Below are 24,074 nucleotides of genomic sequence, written 5' to 3' on the forward strand. Positions count from 1 at the left end.
GCGTTAAATCCATGCCGTCCCCTATCACACCCTGTCCTACCTGGAGTCAAGGACCTTGACCAGCGCGGCTACCCTTTTATCAATGACCCTGTAGCATGTCCTGACGCCATCCTTTTTTGCGGCGATTATACCGCGGCTTTTCAGTATGGCTAGGTGCTGTGATACCGTGGATTGTGGCAGGCCCAGTTCACCCACTATACTGTTGACGTTGCATTCATGGGCCAAGAGCCCCCTTATCATCCTCAGCCTTACAGGATGGGCCATGGCCTTCAGTATGTCACTATCCTTCTCGTTGTCTATACCCATTACGCGCTCCTTCTATCGCTTTATCGTAATATTATGATAAAGCGATAGATTTGTCAAGCTTTATTTTTGCGGGTCCACGACTATGGCCCTTTGGGGACGTACGGGACATTTGTTCTGGCATATACCGCAACCGATACAAAGGTCTTCATCCACTACCGGTCTGCCAAGAACAACACCGTTCACTATCACATTGTCGATCTTTATGGCCTTATGCGATACGGGGCAATGTTCTTCGCATACAAGACACTCCATACCGGCGGACCAGGCGATACATTTTGCCCTGTCCACACGGGCAAGCCCCAGTTTAGCGCGCTTCTTCTCTTCCAACCCCAGGCGCGGGATAGCCCCGGTTGGACATACCCTGCCGCACAGATCACAATTATACTCGCAATACCCTATCTCGTTTACAAGATGAGGCGTCCATAGCCCTCCGGGCCCCGATTCCAGGAATGCCGGTTGGAGAACTTTTGTCGGACATATTTTCATACAATTCGCGCACCTCACGCATTTATCCACAAAAGCCTTTTCATCCTGTGAACCCGGCGGACGTATGAGTTTCCGGGGGACTTTGAACGCCCATTTGAGCCCGGAGGCCAATATGGAGCCTATCATCAAAAGAATGAAGTCCGCCCGGGAAATAGCTCCTTTACCCCCCTGCCGTACTAAGGTTTTATGTCCGCCTTGCCCGCGTGCCGGCAGAAACCTGAAACGGATCCGTCCGGGAGCGCAGGTATACACACAATCCATGCAAAGTATACATTCCCCCTTAACATAGTCGAGGTCATCTTTTATCGCGCCCATACGGCAGTCCCGGGAACACATACCGCATTGGGTACATCTCTCGACCGTCCTGGCCAGCAACGCGTATCTGGCCAAAAGGGCATAGATAGCGCCAAGGGGGCATATGGCCCTGCACCATGAACGCGGCACCCAGGCCGCGAATGCCATAATAAGCGCGAACATGGCCAGTATGGGCGCGGAATTCGCGAAAACATACGTCTCTACCCCGAGGAAAGACCCCTTGAGGGCCCGGTAGAAAGAATACAGCCACTCCGGCCTGAACCCAAGGTCACGCATGGTGAAGATGAACGTCTTTTCCACAACGCCGGTAACAGCAGGGATAAGGTTGATCGATATGAACCTTCCCATCATGGCTATGGGATCGAGCACCCACGCGTACTGGTGTCCCAACACCGCCGCGGCTATGCTCACCGCGAGGAGCACGTACTTTATGTTCCTTATACGGGCGTTCACCCCGTCCGAAAGCGCTTTCTTTTTCCGCCTTAAGCTACCGGCCGCGTCTATTACGGTACCGAACGGACATACCCAGCCGCAGAAAAAACGTCCGAATATCAAGGTCAGTACAGGTATTATAAAAGCCAGCACCAGTCCCGCCACGATGGTCCTTTCGCTCAAAGCCACCGCCAGCATGATATTCGGATCGGTCTTGAAGAACATATCCGCGTTAAAGGCGCCTTTTAGAGGATAAGTTGTGGTCCACAGTATATATAGGAAAAGCAGCAGGAAGAACACCTGTGAGGATCTTCGGAATATTACGCTTTTTTTTACTTTCATGTGCTGAGTTCTACGACTTTTGCCTTTGCCAGGTCTTTCTTTTCGGGCGACCTCGCCAAAGCCTCACTTATGTATGATATCTCCATCGGGGGTTTGCCAAAAAGCTTTGACGCGTACATATCGGCCAAAAGCGGGTCCGTGGCGACTATTACACTATCCATCTTTTCCACATCATTCACGTCCCCTCCGGACGGGCCATGCGCCCGGAGCACCCTGGTCGCGTCTATGACCGTCAGGTCGGGTTTCAGGAAATCCGTGAGATCGGCCAGTTTACGCCCTATGTTGAAATGTATCATGCCCCTCGTGCCGCTGCATACCCCCATAAGGTTCTTCATGGACAGCGTAAGACCGGTAAGACCATGATGTTTAAGCACCGGGACGTTTATGAATACATCGCAATCTACCGCGTCCCGCAGCACGGGCCATCCTTCCATAGGGCTCTCATATGGGAAATGCGCTTTCACGACGTTCCAATGGTCGGGAAAATAGACATTAGCCCCCTTTTCCTTTACGGCCGCCGCTATTCCGCTATGCTCATAACAGAGCTTCTCGTTATTGCATGTCACATCCAGGACGTTCACCTTTTTCGCGCCGGAAGCGTAACACATCTCGACAAGCGCCGCCACTACGGCCGGATCGGTATTAGCCGCCTGTTCTGGGGTCCGGTCCCATGCCATGTTGGGCTTGACCAGCACGGTATCGCCTTTCCTCACGAACTTTCCCATCCCGCCGATACCCTTGACCGCCTCTACAGTGTTCCTGTACGGATCGACGCCCTTGGCTACGATAATATCCGCATTACCTGTAATCCCCCGGGAAATGCGCCCATTAGAACCCTCACTTTTGGCGAAGGCATACTTGAGAAAAGCGTTCCCGGCCACGAAGGAGGTCAGGCCTCCCAAAAGTATTTTAAGAAATGTCTTCCGGGACACCTGCCCCTTTAAAAAGCACTCCAGCCTGTAAAAGAACCTATCCACCGTACTCCTCTCATCATTAAGTCGCGGATACGGATGTCCATGGCCAGACCACGCATTCCCTAATCTCAGGGAACACGACCATATCGGCTTCCCCCTTGAGCACCATGGTAATTATCTCTTTACCCGGCAGCAGGTCCTTAGCCGCCTTGAGCGTTTTCCCCGTCACGGACACATCGTCCACAAGAAGTATTTTCTTCATCCGTTCCGGGATATCCTCGAAGGGGCCGATAAGCGTCGGGGCTTCATAGACCGGAGTGTTCGTCGCGTCCCTGAAACTTATCCTGACATACCCGACCCGGCATCCCATCTTTTTCGCGATAAGGTCCGCCATCGTCCGGCCGCCTTCCAGTATACCGATGACCATATCCGGCCTTTCCACAGCCACCTTCGATATCCGCTCCGATATAACGTTCAAAGGGATACTTTTCATGGGATCAGGCCTTTTTTCCTTTGTATGAGGACAACGCTATGCAGGACAAATAACATGAAAATACCGGGAAGGGATAACCTAAGGGACGTTATAAAAATATCCAGGTTGCCCGATATGCCCGTAAAGTTATCCTGAGGCAAGAATATATAACTCGATATGAACTTGGCCAGTATATACAATAGCGGCGTCAATAGCGGCGAAGCCTTTTGTTTTATCACGGACAGGCTTACCAGCGAAGTGAATAGGAGCATGTCCAGGGATAAGGTCACGGTCATTGGCACGTCGGGCCGTCCCGTAACAAGATGGTTCAGGACAGGCGATAACGCCCCGGCGATAATACCGTCACGCGGCCTGAGGAGTAATATCCCTAAAAGCGGCGCGTAAAATATCGGAAGGAACCTCGCCCCAACGGGTACGGACCCCGTGTAAGGCAGGATATGGAACATCACAGGCAGCATGGCGGAAACTATTATGAGCCCCGCCACCCCGCCTGCTTCAAAGACCAACACCCGTCCATGGCCTGGCGCCATATGCTTCCCCTTATTCCTTTTTCGAGCCGAACGGGAGCTTTATCACGTTAGTAAGTTCTTTAGTGGTCTCGGTGATCGTTCCCGTGGCGCCCTTGACCATTCCCTGGGCCTGTTCGGTCGTCTTGCTTAGTGTTTCAGTAGCGACCGCTACGGTCTGTCCGGTAAGTTTCTGCGCCGTAGCCAGCGTATCCGAGATGATGCCCTTTAAAGGACCTATATCGAAATTAGTAAGCCTGGCTATAGTGGTATTCATGATGGCCTTGACCACTATCAGCGATACCAGTTTGTTCGGATCGTTTATGTTGGAATATTTTTCATCGAGGTTGAGCGGGAATTCCTGCACTTTGGGTTTACCGCCGCCGGAGTAGTCCTTGTATAGCACCCTGCCTATCTTCAGGTGCAATGAATCTATCTGCATAGCGGGGAGTTTGCCCTTTGCCCCGGCCGGTTCCCTGGCCCCGCCTTTCTGCTGCACAACTTTCAACGAATCAAGGTTAAGCTCACCTTTTTCGTTCTTGACCACCGTGAACTCTTTCAGGTAGATACGCATATCGTAGAGATGTATAGTCCCCTTCGTGATAGCCGGCAGATCGTAATCCACGTATATATCCGGCATATCCAGCATGACCTTGTCGGCAAAACCTTTCGGGTTAAAAAGGCGAAGCCCGTCTATGTCGACTTTCGTGTTAAGAATGCCAACGCGAAAGCTATCCACCCTGAGCCTTAAGCCGGTGACCAGCTCAACCCCTCTTTCCACGGCTACTTTGACAAGTACGTCCTTGGCTATGGCAAAGACCATAACTACAGCAAGAATGGATATCACCGTTACTATTATAATCTTCTTCATGATATCTCCTTTTCCCGTCGCGTTGTGTCACCCAGAACCCCATCCACACGTTATTGTTGACCGTTCCGGTATCTTTAACATTTTACCTGACCAGGCGGATATTTCCATAAAAAAACAGGCCTGCGGTCAAAGCCATTTTTTCCGCTTAAAATAGACCAGCATCGTGACGCCGACCAGGCCCATTATGCCCAGAACAGCGAAATATCCCCATTGCCATTCCAATTCCGGCATATATTTGAAATTCATCCCGTATACACCGGCTATGAACGTAAGGGGTATGAACACGGTGGCGAACATGGTCAGGACCTTCATCACCTCGTTCATCTTATTGCTCAGGCTGGATAAATATACCTCCAGTATGCCCGACACCATATCCCTCATGGCTTCCAGAGTGTCCACTACCTGTATAGTATGGTCATATACGTCGCGGAAATATATTTTTGTATGTTTTTTTATACCGGGGAAATCCCCACGCTGGATAGAGCTCAAAACCTCGCGCAAGGGCCATATAGACCTTCTGAGGAGGATCGTGCTTCTTTTGAGCCCGTGTATGTCAGAGACCTGCACTTTGTCCGGGTCTAGCGCGAGCTCACCTTCTATCTTTTCAGTATCTTCCGAGAACTTTTCCAGTATGGCAAAGTAATTGTCTACCACTGAATCCACAAGCGCGTACGCGAGATAATCCGCACCCATACCACGCACTTTCCCTTTACCCTGGCGTATCCTGTTGCGTACGGGATCGAACACATCCCCGACCCTCTCCTGGAACGAAATAACATACCTGTCCGCCACTACAAGGCTGACCTGTTCGGTTACCACATCTTTCATAGCCGTGTCCAGGTAGCACATCTTTAGCACCAGGAAGATATATCCGTCGTAATCCTCGACCTTGGGCCTCTGTCCGGTGTTCACGATATCCTCAAGAAGAAGCGGATGTAACCCGAAATCGGACCCAAGTTTCTCTATGATCGACAGGTCATGTACCCCGTCCACATTTATCCATGTCACCGTGGACGTATTCTTGAAATCGGAACATTCCTCGACTGAGTTCACGGTTTTTTCCGTGAACTTCTTCTCGTCATAATCCATGACGGTTATTTTAACGCCGGAAGAGATCTTTTCCCCTATATGGACCAGGGTCCCCGGGGCCAGGCCCGCCATTTTCGATATTTTTTTAGTAAGTCTGGGCATTTTCATCCTCTCTCAGGATAGACACGTCGCACGATCGGCCGTTGACTTCCACGCCTGTATACCGAAATACGACAAGGGATACCCTTTTTACTTCCCTTCCTTCTCCCTGAGTATGTTATCGACCACACGCGATAGTTCGTTCCCGAGGACAAAAGGCTTACGCAGGACCTCGTCCCTGCCCCCTGCCTTGTAGAAGTCCATCTGGTATTTGAATATCTCGCTGGGATGTCCCGAGATAAGCACTACTTCGGTATCAGGGTGTTCCTTCTTTATCCCCTTGCAGACCTCTACGCCGTTCAAGCCCGGCATTACCAGGTCGACAAAGGCTATATCGAACCTGGCCTCACTGACGAGTTCAAGCGCCTGCTTGCCGTTGGAAACCGTAACCACCTCATGCCCGCAAGCCTCTAGTTCGCCTTTTATCCCCATCAGGATGATCTCCTCATCGTCCACTACAAGAATCCTGCCTTTCAGCATATCTACCCCTTCCTGGCGCTATAGTACTAAGGTGTTCATGTTATCCCTGTGCGCTAAGCGTTCTCAGTATAATATCATTTATTCCCGGCCACTTCATCGTCCCCGACCAACTTACGCACCTCCCTGGCAAGTAACGCCGGGCTGTCATATTCTATCACGTTATTTATACCTATCTTCTCGCATATCTTAGTGGTTATATTGTAATCCAGTTCCTGGTTCATGCGCGCGTACAATATCACAGGAGTATCCATTGTACGCGGCATCTGCCGTAATTTCGAGACCACGAACACCCCGGATATATCTTTAAGTCCCATATTGATCAGGAGTATCCCCGGAGTCTCGTCCATTATCTTCTCCATCGCGGCAAGACCGCCCCCGGCATGGTCCACGGTGAACCCTTCATGCAGGAATTCCAACGCTATTTTATCGAATTCTTCTTTATTGTCCTCGACTATAAGTACTTTCTTAATCACACCCTTTTTTCCTTTTGCGCGCACCGGCCCATACCTCTTTTCCAGTATGAACTCGATCTCCCCCATCAATTTATGAAGGTCGAAAGGTTTAGGCATGAACCCGTCCACGTTTATATCCCTGAAGATCTGTTCAAGATTTGCCCTGGCGGTAAGCACAAGTACCGCGTGATCCGGCCTGGGACCTCCATGGCATATCCTGTTATAGAACTCAATACCGCCCATATTAGGCATGTTGATATCCAGCACGATAAGATGTGGAGTGAACGTCTCCAGGACCAGAAGGGCCTGGGCCCCGTCATACGCGGTCATGACCTCATATCCTTTCACGCTTTCCAACTGGAACTTCAGCGCCAGGACAAGGTCTTCCGCGTCATCTACCAGAAGTATTCTCCACTTTTCGTTGTCCATGCACACCCTTCCCTAGATCTCCTCGATCTACGTGTTATCATCCCTTTATCGGGATGGTAAAACTGAATACACTTCCACGCCCGGGGTCCGATTCTACCCAGATGCGCCCACCATGGCGCTGTACTATCTCACGGCATATCGCGAGCCCCAGCCCCGTACCCCCGGTCTTCCTTGTAGCCGGGTCCCCCAGCTGCCGGAACTTGTCGAACAATTTTTCCTTATCGGTCCCCGCTATCCCCATCCCCGTATCGACCACGCTTACAAGAACAGCGGCCCCGTCTTCCGACAGGTCGCTCTTTACGGTAATAGATCCCCTATCCGTGAACTTTATCGCGTTATCCACCAGGTTGAATATCACCTGGTTCATCTTATCCCGGTTCATATTGACCGCCGGAATACCCGGTGACAGCTCGGCTTCCACTTTCAGTCCTTTTTGCCCCGCCATCAGCCCCAGCACGTCGACAACATCGTGTATAAGGCTGTTCATGTCATCCGGTTGCCTTACCAGCTCATCCCTGCCGGACTCCATTTTGGAAAGGTCCAGGATATCCTCAATAAGCCGCCTCAGCCTCTCTCCGTGTTTTCTTGTCTTTTCCAGGAGGTCCTTTTGCCTAGGCGTAAGCTCGCCCGGCGTCCCGCTTATCAGTACATCCAGCATAAGATTTATCGTAGCCAGGGGACTTTTAAGCTCATGTGATACCGTGGAACTGAAATCCTTTTGTTTTTCGTACATATTCCGCAACTTCTCGTTAGCGTCCACAAGACCGGTATTCGCCCTGGCAAGTTCTTCGGCAAGGATCCTGTTCCTCATTACCATATCATATTTTTCCAGGGCATCGTTGATTATGTTCCTGAGGCCCCGGTCATCCCAGGGTTTGTTTATGAACCGGTAGACCTCTCCCCTGTTTATGGCCTCTTCCGCTATGGTCATGTCGGTATACCCGGTGAACATGATCCTGACCACATCGGGATATTTTTCCTTTACCCGCGACAGGAGCTCAATACCGGATACGCCCGGCATATGCTGGTCCGAAATGATCACCTTAATCTTTTCCCCCGCAATGATAGAAAGCGCTTCCTCGGGATCAGATGTGGTAAGGACTCCGTAATGCTCGCCCCTCAAAAGACGTTTTATCGTGTTAAGTATGCTTGCCTCGTCGTCTACCACAAGGAGGCTGTTCTCTCTCTGGCCGTTCTCAGTCATGTTTCTCCTCTTCTACCTCTATTACGATATTCCCGTTCCCGTCCCTTTTCAGGCTCATTAGCCCGGGATACTCTTTTTCTATCTGATCCAGCATGGCGTCCCTCTTACGTATCTCGTTCAGAAGCTCTCTGTTCCGGGTTATAAGCCCCTTGTGCTGCAAGGCCCTCTTTACCGTAACACGCATATCCTCATTATCCCAGGGCTTGATGATGAACTTATAGATACTTCCCTTGTTTATCGCTTCTATGGCCATATTCAGGTCCGGGTGGGCCGTAATAAGTATCGTAATGGTCTCGGGATGGGAGCTAGACACCTTTTGCAGGAGTTCCATCCCATTGGCCCCGCCTAGCTTGTAGTCACATATTATCAGATCGACCTTTTCGACAGTTATTATCTCTGTCGCGCGGACCGCGTCCAGGGCCTCGGAGATCCGGTATTCATCATCCCTCAACACCCTTTTGAGCGAGTTTATGATCTCAACCTGGTCGTCGACTATAAGAATGTGCCACTTTTTCATGCGCCTCCCGGTCATTGTACTTTTTCATATACCGCCGGCAGGGTTATCCTGAAGCATGTACCCTTGCCCGGTTCACTTTCCACGTCGATCGTTCCATTGTGTTTTTTAATTATACCATGCGTTATGCTTAAACCAAGTCCCGTACCTTCTCCTTTTTCTTTTGTCGAGAAAAAAGGCTCGAAAACCTTTTCTATCACTTCCGGGTCTATACCACGTCCGCTATCCACGACCTCTGCCACCACGCTACTCCCCCTGGCATACGTTCTTACGACTATAGCCCCCCTGGCCTCTATGGCATGGCCGGCATTCACAAGCAGGTTTATGAACACCTGTCCCATCTGCTGGACATCACATTTTACCGACGGTAGCTGACCATACTCCTTTATCAGCTCGGCCTTGTACTTTATCTCGTTCCATACGATATTTATAACACCGTCTATTACTTCGTTAAGGCTCACCAGTTCCAGGTTCTCCCTTGACGGGCGGGAGAACGTCTTAAGGTCATAGACTATTTTCTTGATACGCTCGATCCCCGTGTTACTCTCCATTATAAGGTCCGTTACGTCCTTGGCTATATAGTCCAAGTCGATATTTTCTCTTTTTTCATCCACGCTCTTTATAGCAGCCTCTATCTTCTCCTCGGACCTTTCCTTAACAGCGTTTTCCAGCTCTATCATCTCCCTTACCATCCCGGTAATGTCGTGTACATATGTACTGAGAACGGTAAGGTTACTACCGATGAAACTTATCGGGTTATTTATCTCATGGGCCACCCCCGCGGCTATCTGCCCGATAGAAGCCAACTTCTCCGTCTGTATGGTCTTCCTTTCCACCTCCTTCCTCTCACCTATATCCCTTATTACCACAAGTATACCGGCTGTCCTCCTCCAGGTTATACGGGTATAGATGAGCTCACATTCCAGCTTGTCCCCGTCGGACCTTTCTATCGACGTTTCCACGCTCTTGTCGGGGAGTTCCTTGGGAAGGTGTATATACTTATCCATTTTATACGCGGCGGCCTTGAAAAGTCTTTCCGCGGCCGGGTTGGCGTAAACGCATTCCCCATCCTTTTTGAGTATCACTATCCCGTCCACGCTTCTCTCGATCATGGCCCTGAACTGTTCCTCACTGGTCTTGAGGTATTCTTCCGCCTTTTTCTTCTCGGTTATGTCCTCGACCATATCTATGACCGCCACCACATCCCCGTTATCGTCCTTTACCGGCGAGGTCACTATACGGTAATGTATAGTGGAGTCCCCTCTCGGGGTATTCGATATAGCCTCGTGCCTCTCGCCATCCCGGAAAGTCAGACAAGTGGGACAATACGTGCATATATTGTCACGCGGCGGACGGTTGAACGCCTGATAACATATGGGCTTCGTTTCCGGGTCCACGTCAGGGAACCATTCCTTCATTTTCCTGTTCAGCGTGAGGACCTCCATGCCAGGACCGATCAGCGCGACACCTACCCCGATATTATCCACCACTCCCTGGAACTTCTCCTTGGACTCCCGTAGTTCCGTCTCATATCTTTTGCGCTCGGTTATATCCTCGAATATCTCTATTCCGCCCACGACCTCGCCGTTGGTATCCCTCAATACATCCGCGTTCTTGGATATATATACCGTATGCCCGTCCTTATGGCGTATGGTAGCTTCTTTCATGATCACGGGTTTCTCCACATCATCAGAGAAAAGACCACAGACCTTCACACAAGGCGCTTTAGAGAAGAACAGGCATTCTTTCCCGATCACCTCCTGCATGGTATATCCCGTTATCTGCTCGGCCCGCTTGTTCCACGTTATCACGCGTTTATTCACATCGACCGTAAATATGGCCGACGGGCTTGTCCTCAGCATCTTGTCCCCGAAGTTCTTAGCCTCGATAAGGGCCTCTTCTATCTTTTTCGCTTCCGTGATATCCAGCATAACGCCTACCATGCCCTGTTTACGGTCATAGGTCTCATATCTGGCCTTATAGAACATTACCGCCCGCTCTGTCCCGTCCGCATGGACCACTTTCGCCTCGTAGACCTGGTTCCCACCATCCCGGACAAGCTCCTGATCCGCTTCATGGTATTTATCAGCGAATTCCCTGGGCGACACCTCATATACGGTCTTTCCTATTATCTCTTCCTTCCTTTTACCCACGAACTCCATGAACGCCTTATTGCACCCCATATACATCCCTATGGAATTCTTATAGAACACCGGGTTCGGGATAGCGTCTATGATGGTCTGGAGAAGCTCAAGATCCTGTTCCGCCCGATAAAAATCCTTCATCATATCCGTAATATCGCTGGCAAAAGCTATGACCCCCCTGATCTTGCCTCCATCATCCCGGTATGGGATCTTGTTCACATATAGCCACTTGTTCCCACCCGCGAGGGGCAACCTTTCCACGATACCTTTTTTGGGCTGGCCGGTCCTTATGACCTCCTGGTCGTCTTTCCCGTATCTTTCCGCTTCCGTGGGCCAGAGATCAGCACAGTTCTTACCCTCGAGCTCTTCTTTCCTCATTTCCGTTATCTTACAAAAAGCGTTGTTCACGCTTATGAGAGTGTTGTCATTGTCCTTATAGAACACTCCGGCAGGCACAGCATCGAATATGGCCTGTTTTTCCTTCAGGGTCGAACGCAGGGCGATCCTTGTCTTTGTATATTCAGAAATATCCCTTACGATACCGATGATACGGACCGGTTTGCCCGACTGGTCCCTCATGACATTCCCCGCTTCCAGCACCCACTTTTCCCCACCATCGGACGTTACCACACGATGTTCGACCGCGTATTCCTCGCCGTTCCTCGCGCTCCGCCTCAAGGCGGCGGCTACTTTCTTCCGGTCATCGCGGTGTATGCTTCTCACGTATTTCCGGAACTTGTTCTCGCCCGGAGCGGTGTCAGGCATTCCCAGGATTATCGGGGAAACCTCTTCCGACCATTTCAGTTCACCTGTGACCATGTCCAGGTCCCACACTCCGACCTTTGCTACAGCCCGTGCCAACCGGAACCTTTCGTTGGATTCTTCCAGCCTGGCTTCTATCTCCTGCCGGACCCGCAGGTCCCTCGCTATCGAAATGATTATCTTTCTGCCGCCGATAGTAACGACGCGGCTGTTTATCTCGACCGGGACCTCCGCCCCGCTCTTTGTCCTGTGCCTTATCCTGAACATGCATTTTTCCGAGGCCCTGAGCTCCCTTATGGCCCTTTCCCGCTCCTCATTCCATGTGTCCGCGTCCAGGTCCCTCGGGGTCATGGACATGAACTCTTCCCGGGTATATCCCATTACCCTGCACGCCGTATCGTTAACCTCGATGAAATTCCCCAGGCTGCCGTCGTCATTCACGATGTAAACATAGACGGCGTCGTTTATCACATTGAACATGGCGTTGTAGTTCTCAAGCGTGCGGACTGTTTCTTTTTCAGAAAGGATGGACCTGTTCAGGTAGAGCTGGATGAATATTCCCGAGAACACGAATAACAGAAATACGATGACCCGGTGGAAAAGTTCGGCAGCGTCATTGGGGACCAGCCACTGATACTCCCTGCCCCCGAAGAACCTCTGTTCGATGAACCCGTCAATGACCCAGTTAACGGCGCCGATCACGATGAAAATGATAAGAATGGAATATTTCCCGGACGGGCTTACCAGCGGACCGCGCCCGCGATGTGTTCTTTTTGTCTCTATATCCCGCATAGACAATGACCTTTTCGGAGGCGTTTCAGGTTGTATCGTCTCCTGATCTTAAGAACGGTAATACATTAAGATCCTCACACACTGACCGCGAATATCCTCGATCATTCGGTACGTTTGGGTATAGAAACAAAGAACGTGGTACCCCTGTCCTTCGAGGACTCGTACCAGATCTTTCCGTCAAGATAGCGTTCGGCAAAAAGCCGCGCGCTGTAGGTACCTATGCCGCGTCCAGGACCTTTCGTGCTGAAGGAACGTTGAAAAAGCTGGTGCCGTATCTCTGGCGGCATGACGGTAGCGTTATGTATATGAAAAACTATGTCTTTCCCGGACCCGATGGAACACCCTATGGTCACCGTCTCGTTCACCCCGGCTGATTCCAGGGCGTTCTTCAAAAGATTAAGGAGAACCCTTCTTAAAAGGGTCTTATCCGTATTTATCCTGGCCTCACCGTCGCATTCCACATTAATGAGCTTTTTCGAGCCCAGGCTGCCTTTACCGCAGAAGAGCACTATCTCATTGAGTATCTCCTGCACCCTGACCTCTTTTTTCTTCATGATATACGCGTCCTTTTCCGCGTAGACCAGGTCTCTCTGCCCCTCTATAACGTCAATCATACGCATGGTGAACATATGCATCTTGTCGGTTATATCCTCATTTTTATCTATCCTGCCCTTACGGGCCATTTCGATATAACCCTTGAGGAGTGACGCCTCGTTCAGCACATCGTGGAAGAACACGCGTTCAAGCGCGTGGCGTCTTTTCTCGTCGCTTACGTCCTCTATGATGAATACCGTGAATTTCTTGCCGTCCAGGCGTATGGGCGTAGCCCATACCCTCAGGTCAAGCGCCGTCTCTCCCTTGGCGGCGCGCATGGTCATCCGGCATTCCTGCACGTTCTCGACCCCGTTCTGGGCGGACAATATGGCGTTGACCGCGCCGCATTCCATGCAGAATTCCGAAGTGCCACATCCGGACTCCTCTATGTCACTATGCAGGCAATTAAAGACCTCCCCTGGCCGCTTGCCCAGGATATCGGATATATCGTCCTGCCCAAGAAAGCGCAGGCACATGGAATTACAGAAAACTATCTGCCGGCAATCGTTAATGAAAAGTACTATCTCGGGGAACGCGTTTATAGTTTGCTCGAACAGTTCTTTATTTGAGAATTTCTCTGTCTCGGCCAGCACTTCCTCTCGGGAAAGCCTTTCGGGAGAAGCGAACTTTGTGTTCTTTTGCCCGTCCATTTGAACCCTTCTGAGCTATTGGGTGGTAAATATTGATCATGGATCGTATACTTGTTAGTAATATTATAGCAATTCAACAGCTTCGCTACAATGCATAAATCGAGGCTTTTAGAGAGAAAATGATCTGTAAGGCCGGAAAAAGTCAGTTCGCGGATCGTCCCCGGAAAGGATCACTTGTATCCGGACATTTTCATGTAGGGCTTAAGTCTTTCGTCGTATAGCGGCGGTATCTCCTGTCCATATTTCGCGGCAAGATCCCGGTACTCCACCGCCACATAATACTGCCCTTTCAGGTAATACAATATGGATAGGTTAAGATACGCTTTGGCGTATCCGGTATCATACATAACGGCTTTCCTGAACTCGGCTATGGCGTCATCAAGCCTGCCGCGGTCCTTATATATGGTCCCGAGATTATTGTACGCCTTGGCGTATCCCGGCTCCAGCTTAATGGCTTTCTTATACAGGAACTCCGCTTCTCCCGAGCGCCCCGTATTCAGGTAAAGTGTGCCCAGGTTATTATATGTCTCTATGAACTCCGGATCCATTTTCATGGCATGCTTCAGCACTTTCTCCGCCTGGATCCTTTCATTGAGATAAGCGAGCTCTATGGCCAGGTTATTATACGCCATCATAAAACCCGGGTCTATCCCGATGACCTTCTTGTACAACTCCACCGATTCTTTTTTCTTTCCTTTCTCCGCGTATATTATGGCCAGGTTGTAATACGCGTCGCGGCCTTCCGGGTCAAGCTCTATGGCCCGCGAGTAGGCTTCCTCAGCCCTGTCCAACTCACCGATATTCCTGTATGCCAGCCCAAGGTTATAATGCATGCGCGCGCTATCCGGCGTGTATTCCAGGGTCCTTTGGTAAAACGCTATCGGGTCTTTCCAATACCCGTTCTGTTTGAACGATAAAGCCGTCCAGAAGAACACCACCATGGTAAGGGCGATGCATGCCGCCCTTCTATCCCCTCGCGCGGAGAACAGCCATCCGGGTATCATGATAAAAATGCCGATGAACGGCATATACATATAGTGCTCGGCCATGTAAAAAGCCACCGGATACAGGTTCGCTACCGGGAGCAAAAGAACAAAGAACCAGCATATGGAAAAAGACGTGATCGGACTTTGTCCCCTCCTCTTTATCGCCAGGACCATGAGCGCCACCGCGATAAGAACGCCCGCCAGGACAACTGGCTCGTTCATCGAGAACAAGCGGGCCCCATAATCCGCGTGGAGCCCGGCCGGGACGATAAATATCCTGAAATACCCGGCTATCGCGGCAAAAGCCCCGGGCACCCTTTCCAGCATGGAACTCGCCGTTAATTTCTCATGCCCCAGGATGTTCCCCATGACCGAAAAACGCAGCGCGATATACGCCGTGTCCACCAACAGGATAGATAGTATCCTGGCAACGTCCGCTTTCTTCCGATACGCCCAGTGATACCCCGCTATCATCGCCGGAAGCACTATGCTGTTCTCCTTGAAAAAAAGGGCCATGACAAAACAAAGAAGTGAAACCCCGAAAAAAAAGCTCCCCTTCTCGCTGCAGGCGCACTTTATGTAAGCCCCCATGGCCATTATAATAAAAAGACCGGCCAGCATATCCGCCCTTCCCGAAACATACGCCACGGCATCCACCTGGGCGGGATGGACCAGGAACATGATAGCGGCGAAAAAAGCCACGGGCCGGGCCCCTGAAAGCATCATTACCATTAGGAACAAAGCGTAAGATACGGCTACGTGCATGAGAACGTTCAGCGCGTGGTACCAGAAAGCGTCCGGGCCGAACACCATGTGATTGAACATATACGTCATGATGGTGAGCGGACGGTAGAACCCATACTGCAGGCCGGCTCCCCCGCCCCAATCCCGGCTGAAAATATCGGGGACATGTGATATGTCCTTTATGAAACTGTTATCCACTATGAGGGGACCGTCGTCCCACACGAACCCGCCCTGCATGGAGGGAAAGTATATGATCGCGCCCAGGACCAGCATAAGCGCAAGTACCGCGTATTTGTTAGTTAATATCCGCCCCACGCCCACTCTTAACCCCTATCGTTATGTCCGAAATACTAACGCGAGTCGCGACCATCATCCCCATAGTATGAATATACCAGCTCTCGGCCGGTAAGTCATTTATAAGAACGTTATTTTTAACAGATCCGCCACATCGTCACCCAAAGCGGTCGCGGGAGGATATTAATGGAAATACCGGAGCCAAAGATAGAACGTGCATATGACCATGGACTGTAGCATGAACATTGATCCGTACTTGAAGAAAGTCCCGAAAGTGACAGGGCACTTATTCCTCTCACCTATCTTAGCCATTACGATATTGGCGGAAGCCCCGATAAGCGTGCCGTTGCCACCGAGACAGGCGCCCAGCACAAGCGCCCACCATATGGGCTGGAAAGAGGCCTCGCTCATACCACTGCCAGCGGCGGTGGTGAAGTACCCTGAAAAATGTTTTATCAAGGGTATCATGGTTATCACGAACGGTATATTATCGAGTATGGCCGAGAAAATGGCCGATCCCCACAGTATTATCATGCATAGCATGAAGAAATTATGCCCGGCCGCTTTCAGTATAGCGGAACCTATGAACGCGATGACCCCATTGACCTCTAGAGCCGATATCATCATGAACATACCGATAAAGAAAAAGATAACACCCCATTCTATTTTCACGAATGTTTCTTCCGGCTTGAACCGGGTCACTATAAGCATGAGCATACTTCCGCCGAGCGCTATTATGCCCGGTTCCGTGTTTATCGCGTTATGGAGGAAAAACCCGACAAATATCAGCCCCATTACGGCCAGGGCCTTGATCATATTAGGCTTGTCAACTATGGCCAGGGAGGGCACTGCCCTGGCCAAGCGTTCTTTGATCTCATCGGCTACTGCCAGGTCTTTTCTGAACAGGAAAAAAGCCGTCGCGACGAAAGCAATGAATATTACGACGACCACCGGGCCCAGATTCAGGAGGAAACTGTTGAAGGACAGCCCTGCCTTGGACCCGACTATGATATTCGGAGGGTCCCCTATAAGGGTAGCGGTCCCCCCGATATTGGATACCATGGCCTCAAGCATTATCACCGGGGCCGGAGATATCTCCATGAGCTGCATAATAAGTATGGTTACGGGCGCGAGAAGTATTATGGTGGTCACATTGTCCAATAATGCTGAAAGCACGGCCGTAGCGGACAGGAGAAGGAACGTTATCACCCAGGGATCACCTTTCGATACCTTGGCGATGCTTATGGCTATCCACTCGAAGAACCCGGTCTTGGACAATATATAGACGCTCGTCATCATGCCGACCAGGAGGAATATCACGTTGAAATCGACGGACGCGATAGCCTCCTCGAACGAAACAAGGTGCAACATAACGACAAGCGCGGCGCCTGTAATGGCGACCACCATCTTGTTCAGTTTTTCCATGGCGAACAGGCAATACGCCATGACAAATATCACTACGGATAATAACGCGTTCATTTTCCACCAGCCATTCGGTTCAAAAGAAAAGTATTTTATCTATGATACAGAACCTGTCTATTACCCCCTCCAGGGTCCCGTCCTCCTGGAGCACGAAAAGTTTAGATTTGTTCTTCACCGTCATTTCGAATATTACCTCCAAAAGCGTAGCGTCTTTCCCGATAGACTCGGTATCCCGGACATACATATCCTTTACCCTGAGGTCCTTCTTTATCTTAAAATACTTCTCGAAAGGGTCTATATGTTTCACGAAAGATATGGTGTTAAGTTGCTTGAAGAAATCCGGCATGCCGTACTCAAAGATATCAAGACATGATATTTCACCACGGAACGTTCCCTTATCGTCCAGGACGGGCAATATATCCAGTTTGTTCAAATGCATTTTCCGGGCGGCTTCCTCTATCTGGTCCTCCAGCCCTATAGTACATATCGCGGGCCTCGACAGGTCCCTTGCCAGGATCTCTTTGGGGGAATTCACCCGTGAGTCCCTGAAAATATCAAGGACTTCGTTCATATCCAGCGATCCAGGGCGAACGTGCCCGGCTTCCTCGGCGTTCTTCACGGCCCTTATTATAGCCGCCATGACCTGGAGCACTATATACGGTTCTGCGGAGGAGGATAACAGAAGAAAAACAAAACGCACAGGTTGGCCGTCCAGGCTGGCGAAATCCATGCCGTTGTTAAAAACAGCCATGGCCATGGAGGGCTCCCCCCATCCTGCCACGCGGGCATGGGGGAACGCCAACCCGTTGCCTATCCCCGTGGTCTGCATCCTTTCCCTCTCGACAATAGCCCTATACGCGTCCTCTTTCCCCACTTTACGCGCGCTGCCGGGGGACACCTCATATATCCTGTCGAGAAGTTTCCTTATTACCACGTCTTTGGGGAGCGCGGCGCTTTCCTCTATTATCAGTTCTTTCTTCAGTATTTTTTTGAGATCGACCATCTTTCACCTTCTTGTCTACGCTATACGTGATCATCCTGTTCACGCACCGGGATACACTGATCCGGACAGTTTGTTCTTTTTTACAAGTGTTTTTAAAAAAGGAAGGTTGTTATAGAAAGACTTACTTGATATCTGGTATTTTAACTCAAAATCGTCAAATATTCAAATATCACTTTGAAACAACGAACAGGCCGACTTCCAGGCTGGATGCCATGATATCCCGGGACAAGACGCGACGGGCTTCACTCCCGCTCTTTAACAAAAAGCAGGGGAAAAACGATATCGCTCACACAACACGGCAGCCATACCGACAGGAACAGGAAAAAGAAAATTCCCAGGTACACATATGAACTGTATTCCCCGCCCATAGCCATCAATATATGGAAAAGCGACGCCCATGTGCTGAGAAGCACGTGGGCGGCATGCGGGAATTTCGTGTGAGGATAAATGTATGCCAGAGCTATACCAACAAAAGCGGCCGGGTTGACCAGCCACCATTCCTCGATGAACCCTATGTGGGGCGCCCTGTATTGCAGGCCCAGCATGGTCTCTCCCAGATAAGGTATAAGTGAATCGCTTAAGGTAGCAATGCCTACCGACCCGACATATCCTATGAGTATGAATTTCAGGACATTCAGCTTTTTGCCGTTCTGCAGGATGTAAAGTTTGTACATTGAAGCGGTGACAAGCGCGCTTAGCACCACGTGAAGGGGGTGAAAAACATAGAAAAGTCGGTGAGCCAGGTCATGGGACATACCCATCGTAAGTTCCATGCATATAATACCCGTAAGCGCCCCGAAGAACGTGAACGGCATATGTTGTTTCAGCTCATGTGCTATCCTATTCATGGCTCACCTCTTCCCCGGCCCGAAAAATCTGTCAACGAACCTGCTTTATGAGGGCCGTTTTACCGGCACGTACGATCCCGATCACGACCATGGCCGTTACGAACGTTATTACCACTCCGGCCAACCCTGAAAGACCTGTCGACAGCGCCTCCCCGCTTATCGCCGGTATGGAATAATCCGGCATCGGGCTTACAAAAGAAGGAGCCGCGTCATGCAGGAACCTGTACTTCTCCGCCACCCATTCTAGCCCATCAGGATATCCGCTCGCGAAAGGGCTTAAAATAGCGGCTGTTATTCCCGCCACCGCGAGTGGGGCCACAGCGGAACGTCTGTCCGTTACTACGGCTACTTTCCCGCTGAAAGCCGCGTAAGCCGCGATGGTTATCAATCCCTCTCCTACCCCTATGACAGCATGCACTCCCAGCATGGAAGGTAATACCTTCCCGATCTCTACGGTCCCGGATATGGCCAGCTCGAGACTGCAAGCCAACGCCGCCGACATTATGGAGACCCATGCTATGAACCCGAGCCCGATAAGGTATCCCGACGACCCGTCAGAGGTCTTACGGGCAAGAAGGTTATGCAGTATCCCCCCGATACCGGCGCCTATAACGGCCATATTCAGAATATTAGCCCCCAGCACGGAAAAACCCCCGTCGGAGAATACGATACACTGTATGCTCACTACAAGGGCCATCGAAAGCAGCCCGAACGGCAGGCCAAGCAAGGCCACGGCCAGCGCCGCCCCGAGAAAATGTCCGGAGGTCCCGTTCTGCACAGGGAAATTCATCATTTGCGCGGCGAAAATAAAGGCCGTTATGGCCCCGAACCTGGCCGCGGATATCTTTACTTTGGATATGGCGGCGGCTACACCCGCCATTATGACGCTAGCGGTACTTATCGCGGCGGTAACGGGACATATGGCCCCATTCAGCATGGAATTTGGAATATGCATTTCAACCCTCCTCCTTGGACCTGTCTTATAGCACTAAAAGTCTACCTGCCCTCTTACTCCGTAAACAAATATGACATCGTCATCGCCTTCGGCGGCACTATCCACTCCGCCGGGGTTCCATATAAGCTGTATATCCGGCGACAGCGTTATGTGGTCGTTTATCTTATACGCGTAATACGCCTCCAGGTGCGTCTCGCTGGCGTCAGGATTCCCGGCGTCACCATATTCTTCCCCGGGTATCACCTGCCCGACGGCAACAGCAACGATATCATCCACTCTATTCCAGTACTTACCGGCCATGTTAGCGCCAAGCGACCAGTCGAACTCAAGAACGCTTACTTTGGGGTCAGCCCATCCGAACCTTCCGAAAACACCGTATATTTCCGCTATCCTCTGGTCGAAATTGAGCCCGAACCCTGCGTTCCCACGCCTAAACTCCGACGGGTCCTTTATTCTAGCATGTGATTTTGCGTTATACCAGAAAAATGCTCTTATATTGCCCTTCCATTCGTTCGGATCATGGCCCAGCAATTTATCCGTACTTACCGATAGCTGCGTACCTATGAACCCTTCATCAAAGATATTCTCCCAGTCGCCATCGGCGTCCGCGTAAACTATGCCCAGCTCCATCCACTCCAGGCATGACGGCGCCGCGTTGACCCTCACGCCAAAAGAGTTATCATCAGGAAATTCTATCGTCGGTGAGTTGCGGAATATACCGCCAAGGTACTGTGTGGTCTCGTCGTTCGCGAACTCGTTCGTGTCCATATACGCGGTAGCGTCCAGTTTGCCTCCGGTCAGGATATATTGCCCATCGAAGAAATAGTGTTCATACCAGGCTTCCGTCAGATCAAAATGGGCCGAGGTATCCCCGGCATCCCTGTTAACGTTGCTGAAAACGTCCAGTTCCCCTTCTATGGTATCTCCCTGGCCCGCCTCCATATGGACAAAGGCCAGTCCGTCATCGAATTGCTTGGCTATCTCAATATCCGCGGAATATGAACCGTCGAACCTGGAAGACCTGCCATTTGTCGTGTCGGCATTGTTGGCGTTCGGCGTCCCCTGGCCTACCACCGTTATACCTCCTCCTATATCAAGGCCGCTTTCCCCTAACCCGGTAAGCCTGTCCATCTGGCCTTTAAGCCTGCCGGAAATATCACGTTCCATGTTCTTTATGTTCTCGAACTCCTTATCGTACTCGTCCAGCCTGGCGCACGAGCCTTTATAACATTTTTCAAGCTCCCCGATACGCCGGGACTGGTCCTCAATGGTCTTTTGCTGCGAAAGCACCAGTTCCTTCAGTTCCGCTACCTGCGTAGCCAGATCGACATCTGCCGCCAAAGATTCTCCGGCGCACACCAGAGAGAATACCAGCATGACCGCAACAGAGTTAAATAGTTTCCCCATCCCTGTATATCCTTTCTTCGGGCCGCGTTTATGAAATATTCTTCCCCGTGGTCGCCAGGGAAAGATGCCCGAACTTTACCCCCTTGGCGGACTTAAGGCAACTGGCCAATTCGTCTATCTCACTGTAACGACCTTTTACGATTATTATCTCCAGGCAGTTGTTATGGTCGAGATGCACATGCTGGGCGGAGATTATTATGCCATGGTGATCATGCTGCAGGTCAGTAAGCGTGTTCAACAGTTCTCTTTTGTGGTGGTCATACACAAGCGTTATGGTCCCGGCCACGTCACCTCGCACATCTCCCCATTCTTTTTTTACAAGCTTGTCCCTCACAAGGTCCCTTATAGCCTCGGACCTCGTGGGGTATTTCTCTTTTTTCAGGACCGCGTCGAATTTCGAAAGGAGTTCTTTTTCGAGGGACACACCGAACCTTACGACTTTTCCCATAACACCTCCGTTGGCACTTTTTTTAAAAAAGTAACACGAATCCCACGGCCTGTCAAGATTTGATCCTTTCGGGCGTGTTACGCATGACATGTTCCCGCATATCAATATGAAAGCGTTTTGCCTATTGACCGGTTTTATGGGATAATTGACCTATGAAATATGACCCGTTCCAGATAGAAGCGATAAACCACATAAATAACGGCCACTCTGTGCTGGTCTCCGCCCCGACAGGGGCCGGAAAGACCGTAATAGCCGAGCATGTGATAAATGACAGCCTCGAGAGAGGCGGTAAGGTCATCTATACGGCCCCGATAAAAGCGCTGTCCAACCAGAAATTCCGCGACTTCCAGGCCCATCACGCGGACAAGACCGGTATATTGACCGGGGATGTCAGTTTGAACCCTTACGCCCCCGTGCTCATCATGACAACGGAGATCTTCAGGAACAAGATACTTACCAATGCGGACGAATTAAAGGATTACTCCTGGGTCATATTTGATGAGATCCACTATCTGGATAATTTTGAGCGCGGAACGGTGTGGGAGGAATGCCTGATATTCCTTCCCTCCCACATGAACATGCTCGGGCTTTCGGCCACCATACCTAATATCGACGAATTCGCGCGATGGATAAGTTCGATACACGGCAAGGACCTCAAGGTGGTCAAGGAGGAAAAAAGGCCCGTGCCTCTCCACTTTTTCTATCAATGCGACGGGAAAGTGTTCGACGACATGAACAAATTACGCCATTTGTCCCCCCCTCACGTAAGGCGTCATGGGTATCGACGCCATGGCATGCCAAAACACTCGCTAAAGGACTTCAGGCCCAACCGGTTGGATACCCTCGTCCGCCATCTTGAGGAAACCCGGAAATTACCATGCATATATTTCGTCTTTGGCCGCAAAAGGTCCGAGTTCCTGGCCGGGGAACTTGCCGGTTTCGACTTCCTCTCCGCCGAAGAAAAAGAAAAGATATCGCGCCTTTACCGGGACCTCTGTGAAAAATTCTCGCTTACGGGAGAGAACAGCGCGGAAGAGATGTTGCCCCTTGTGGAACGCGGCATAGCGTTCCATCACGCCGGGATGCTCCCCACGTTGAAAGAGGTGATCGAACGGCTTTTCACCAGCCGCCTGATAAAAGTGATCTTTACCACGGAAACGTTCGCGCTTGGCATAAATATGCCCGCCAGGACCGTCGTTTTCGATGAACTCAGGAAATTCTACGGAAGGTTCCACGCGAACCTTAAAACACGGGATTTCTACCAGATGGCCGGACGCGCGGGAAGACGGGGCATAGATACCGAAGGCTTTGTATACAGCCGCGTGAACCTCAACCGCCTCAAACCGGACGAGCTGAAACGCATCATCCTCGGTGAACCGGAAAGGGTCCGCAGCCGTTTCAACGCTTCATATGCCACCATCCTTAACCTCTACACGAACTACGGCGATTCACTGTACGATATATATGAGCGCTCTTTCCACTCTTTCCAGGAAAAGATCAAATATCGTGAGAGGGCGGTAAGTACCATGCGCGCCAGGGTAGACCTCCTGGAACATATGGGCTATATCGCCAGGGGGGGGCTTACCGATAAAGGCGCGTTCGCTTCCAGATTATACGGGTACGAGCTCGGACTTACGGAACTTTACCATTCCGGCATGATGAACGACATGGGGGTCAAGGATATCGGTATAATATGTTCCGCCCTCGTGTATGAACCCCGCAAGAACTCCACATTGCCGAAACTTAACAAACACACACGCTCCCTGCAGGGCATGACCGACAACATAATGAAGAACATCCACAGGAACGAAAAAAAATTCGGCCTGCAGGAACCCAGCAAGGACTACAATTACCACACGGCGAACTGTGTGGAGGCCTGGATGTCGGGATGTGAGTTCAACGACCTCCTGCGTCTTACAGACGCGGATGAAGGCGAGATCATACGCTACTTCCGCATGGCCGTACAGGTATTACGGGAACTTCTCGACACCCCCGCGTCCCCGGCGACAAAGCAAAAATTCCGGAGCGTTATAGGCCTGATAAACAGGGATATCGTCGACGCGGAGAACCAGTTGAAAGAATTGTGACCCGAT

General features: G+C 50.9%; 21 protein-coding genes. 1 reads left to right on the top strand and 20 read right to left on the bottom strand.

What is annotated here, in order from left to right; genetic code table 11:
* Nucleotides 1-36: 36 nt before the first annotated feature.
* The 20 genes from PHH49_02525 to nikR all read right to left on the bottom strand — a co-directional run bounded on the left by PHH49_02525 (nucleotide 37) and on the right by nikR (nucleotide 21,981).
* Nucleotides 37-306, bottom strand: a complete 270-nt coding sequence (locus tag PHH49_02525; GenBank protein MDD5487823.1) for a metalloregulator ArsR/SmtB family transcription factor — start codon at nucleotides 304-306, stop codon at nucleotides 37-39.
* Between the two features lie 60 nt (nucleotides 307-366).
* On the bottom strand, nucleotides 367-1,881 hold the full coding sequence (locus PHH49_02530; protein ID MDD5487824.1) for a 4Fe-4S binding protein: 1,515 nt from the start codon (nucleotides 1,879-1,881) through the stop codon (nucleotides 367-369).
* Nucleotides 1,878-2,858 carry a DUF362 domain-containing protein gene (locus tag PHH49_02535; protein MDD5487825.1) on the bottom strand — a complete coding sequence of 327 codons (981 nt, stop codon included), beginning with the start codon at nucleotides 2,856-2,858 and terminating at the stop codon, nucleotides 1,878-1,880. The genes PHH49_02530 and PHH49_02535 overlap by 4 nt, the downstream gene beginning before the upstream one ends.
* A gap of 16 nt (nucleotides 2,859-2,874) precedes the next feature.
* Nucleotides 2,875-3,288: a phosphoribosyltransferase gene (locus tag PHH49_02540; GenBank protein MDD5487826.1), complete on the bottom strand. Its 414-nt coding sequence runs from the start codon at nucleotides 3,286-3,288 to the stop codon at nucleotides 2,875-2,877.
* Nucleotides 3,285-3,818: a hypothetical protein gene (locus PHH49_02545; GenBank protein ID MDD5487827.1), complete on the bottom strand. Its 534-nt coding sequence runs from the start codon at nucleotides 3,816-3,818 to the stop codon at nucleotides 3,285-3,287. The genes PHH49_02540 and PHH49_02545 overlap by 4 nt, the downstream gene beginning before the upstream one ends.
* 10 nt (nucleotides 3,819-3,828) lie before the next feature.
* Nucleotides 3,829-4,665: a hypothetical protein gene (locus PHH49_02550; GenBank protein MDD5487828.1), complete on the bottom strand. Its 837-nt coding sequence runs from the start codon at nucleotides 4,663-4,665 to the stop codon at nucleotides 3,829-3,831.
* Nucleotides 4,666-4,791: 126 nt separating this feature from the next.
* Entirely contained in the window at nucleotides 4,792-5,856 is a 1,065-nt protein-coding gene (gene corA, locus PHH49_02555) for a magnesium/cobalt transporter CorA (GenBank protein MDD5487829.1), read from the bottom strand.
* An 87-nt stretch (nucleotides 5,857-5,943) separates the two neighbouring features.
* Entirely contained in the window at nucleotides 5,944-6,333 is a 390-nt protein-coding gene (locus PHH49_02560) for a response regulator (GenBank protein ID MDD5487830.1), read from the bottom strand.
* Nucleotides 6,334-6,407: 74 nt separating this feature from the next.
* Entirely contained in the window at nucleotides 6,408-7,214 is an 807-nt protein-coding gene (locus PHH49_02565) for a response regulator (protein ID MDD5487831.1), read from the bottom strand.
* A gap of 37 nt (nucleotides 7,215-7,251) precedes the next feature.
* Nucleotides 7,252-8,418, bottom strand: coding sequence for a hybrid sensor histidine kinase/response regulator (locus tag PHH49_02570; GenBank protein ID MDD5487832.1), 1,167 nt, complete (start codon nucleotides 8,416-8,418; stop codon nucleotides 7,252-7,254).
* A complete protein-coding gene (locus PHH49_02575) occupies nucleotides 8,411-8,935 on the bottom strand; it encodes a response regulator (protein ID MDD5487833.1) in 525 nt (174 codons plus the stop codon). The genes PHH49_02570 and PHH49_02575 overlap by 8 nt, the downstream gene beginning before the upstream one ends.
* Before the next feature lie 11 nt (nucleotides 8,936-8,946).
* Nucleotides 8,947-12,630, bottom strand: coding sequence for a PAS domain S-box protein (locus tag PHH49_02580; GenBank protein ID MDD5487834.1), 3,684 nt, complete (start codon nucleotides 12,628-12,630; stop codon nucleotides 8,947-8,949).
* Nucleotides 12,631-12,731: 101 nt separating this feature from the next.
* Nucleotides 12,732-13,874: an ATP-binding protein gene (locus PHH49_02585; GenBank protein ID MDD5487835.1), complete on the bottom strand. Its 1,143-nt coding sequence runs from the start codon at nucleotides 13,872-13,874 to the stop codon at nucleotides 12,732-12,734.
* A gap of 170 nt (nucleotides 13,875-14,044) precedes the next feature.
* On the bottom strand, nucleotides 14,045-15,919 hold the full coding sequence (locus PHH49_02590; GenBank protein MDD5487836.1) for a tetratricopeptide repeat protein: 1,875 nt from the start codon (nucleotides 15,917-15,919) through the stop codon (nucleotides 14,045-14,047).
* Nucleotides 15,920-16,081: 162 nt separating this feature from the next.
* Nucleotides 16,082-17,377, bottom strand: coding sequence for an ArsB/NhaD family transporter (locus PHH49_02595; protein MDD5487837.1), 1,296 nt, complete (start codon nucleotides 17,375-17,377; stop codon nucleotides 16,082-16,084).
* A gap of 19 nt (nucleotides 17,378-17,396) precedes the next feature.
* Nucleotides 17,397-18,323, bottom strand: coding sequence for a PTS sugar transporter subunit IIA (locus PHH49_02600; GenBank protein MDD5487838.1), 927 nt, complete (start codon nucleotides 18,321-18,323; stop codon nucleotides 17,397-17,399).
* Between the two features lie 242 nt (nucleotides 18,324-18,565).
* The gene (locus PHH49_02605) at nucleotides 18,566-19,171 is read right to left on the bottom strand and encodes a hypothetical protein (protein MDD5487839.1); all 606 of its coding nucleotides are present in this window, start codon (nucleotides 19,169-19,171) and stop codon (nucleotides 18,566-18,568) included.
* Nucleotides 19,172-19,202: 31 nt separating this feature from the next.
* A complete protein-coding gene (locus PHH49_02610) occupies nucleotides 19,203-20,126 on the bottom strand; it encodes an energy-coupling factor ABC transporter permease (protein MDD5487840.1) in 924 nt (307 codons plus the stop codon).
* Nucleotides 20,127-20,159: 33 nt separating this feature from the next.
* Complete coding sequence (locus PHH49_02615) at nucleotides 20,160-21,533, bottom strand: carbohydrate porin (protein MDD5487841.1); 1,374 nt, start codon at nucleotides 21,531-21,533, stop codon at nucleotides 20,160-20,162.
* A gap of 28 nt (nucleotides 21,534-21,561) precedes the next feature.
* Nucleotides 21,562-21,981 carry a nickel-responsive transcriptional regulator NikR gene (gene nikR / locus PHH49_02620; GenBank protein MDD5487842.1) on the bottom strand — a complete coding sequence of 140 codons (420 nt, stop codon included), beginning with the start codon at nucleotides 21,979-21,981 and terminating at the stop codon, nucleotides 21,562-21,564.
* Nucleotides 21,982-22,133: 152 nt separating this feature from the next.
* On the opposite strand from nikR, the gene PHH49_02625 reads away from it, so the two are divergent.
* Nucleotides 22,134-24,068: a DEAD/DEAH box helicase gene (locus PHH49_02625; protein MDD5487843.1), complete on the top strand. Its 1,935-nt coding sequence runs from the start codon at nucleotides 22,134-22,136 to the stop codon at nucleotides 24,066-24,068.
* Nucleotides 24,069-24,074: the final 6 nt, after the last annotated feature.

This window comes from Candidatus Omnitrophota bacterium (assembly GCA_028715965.1).
GTDB lineage: Bacteria > Omnitrophota > Gorgyraeia > Tantalellales > Tantalellaceae > JAQUQS01.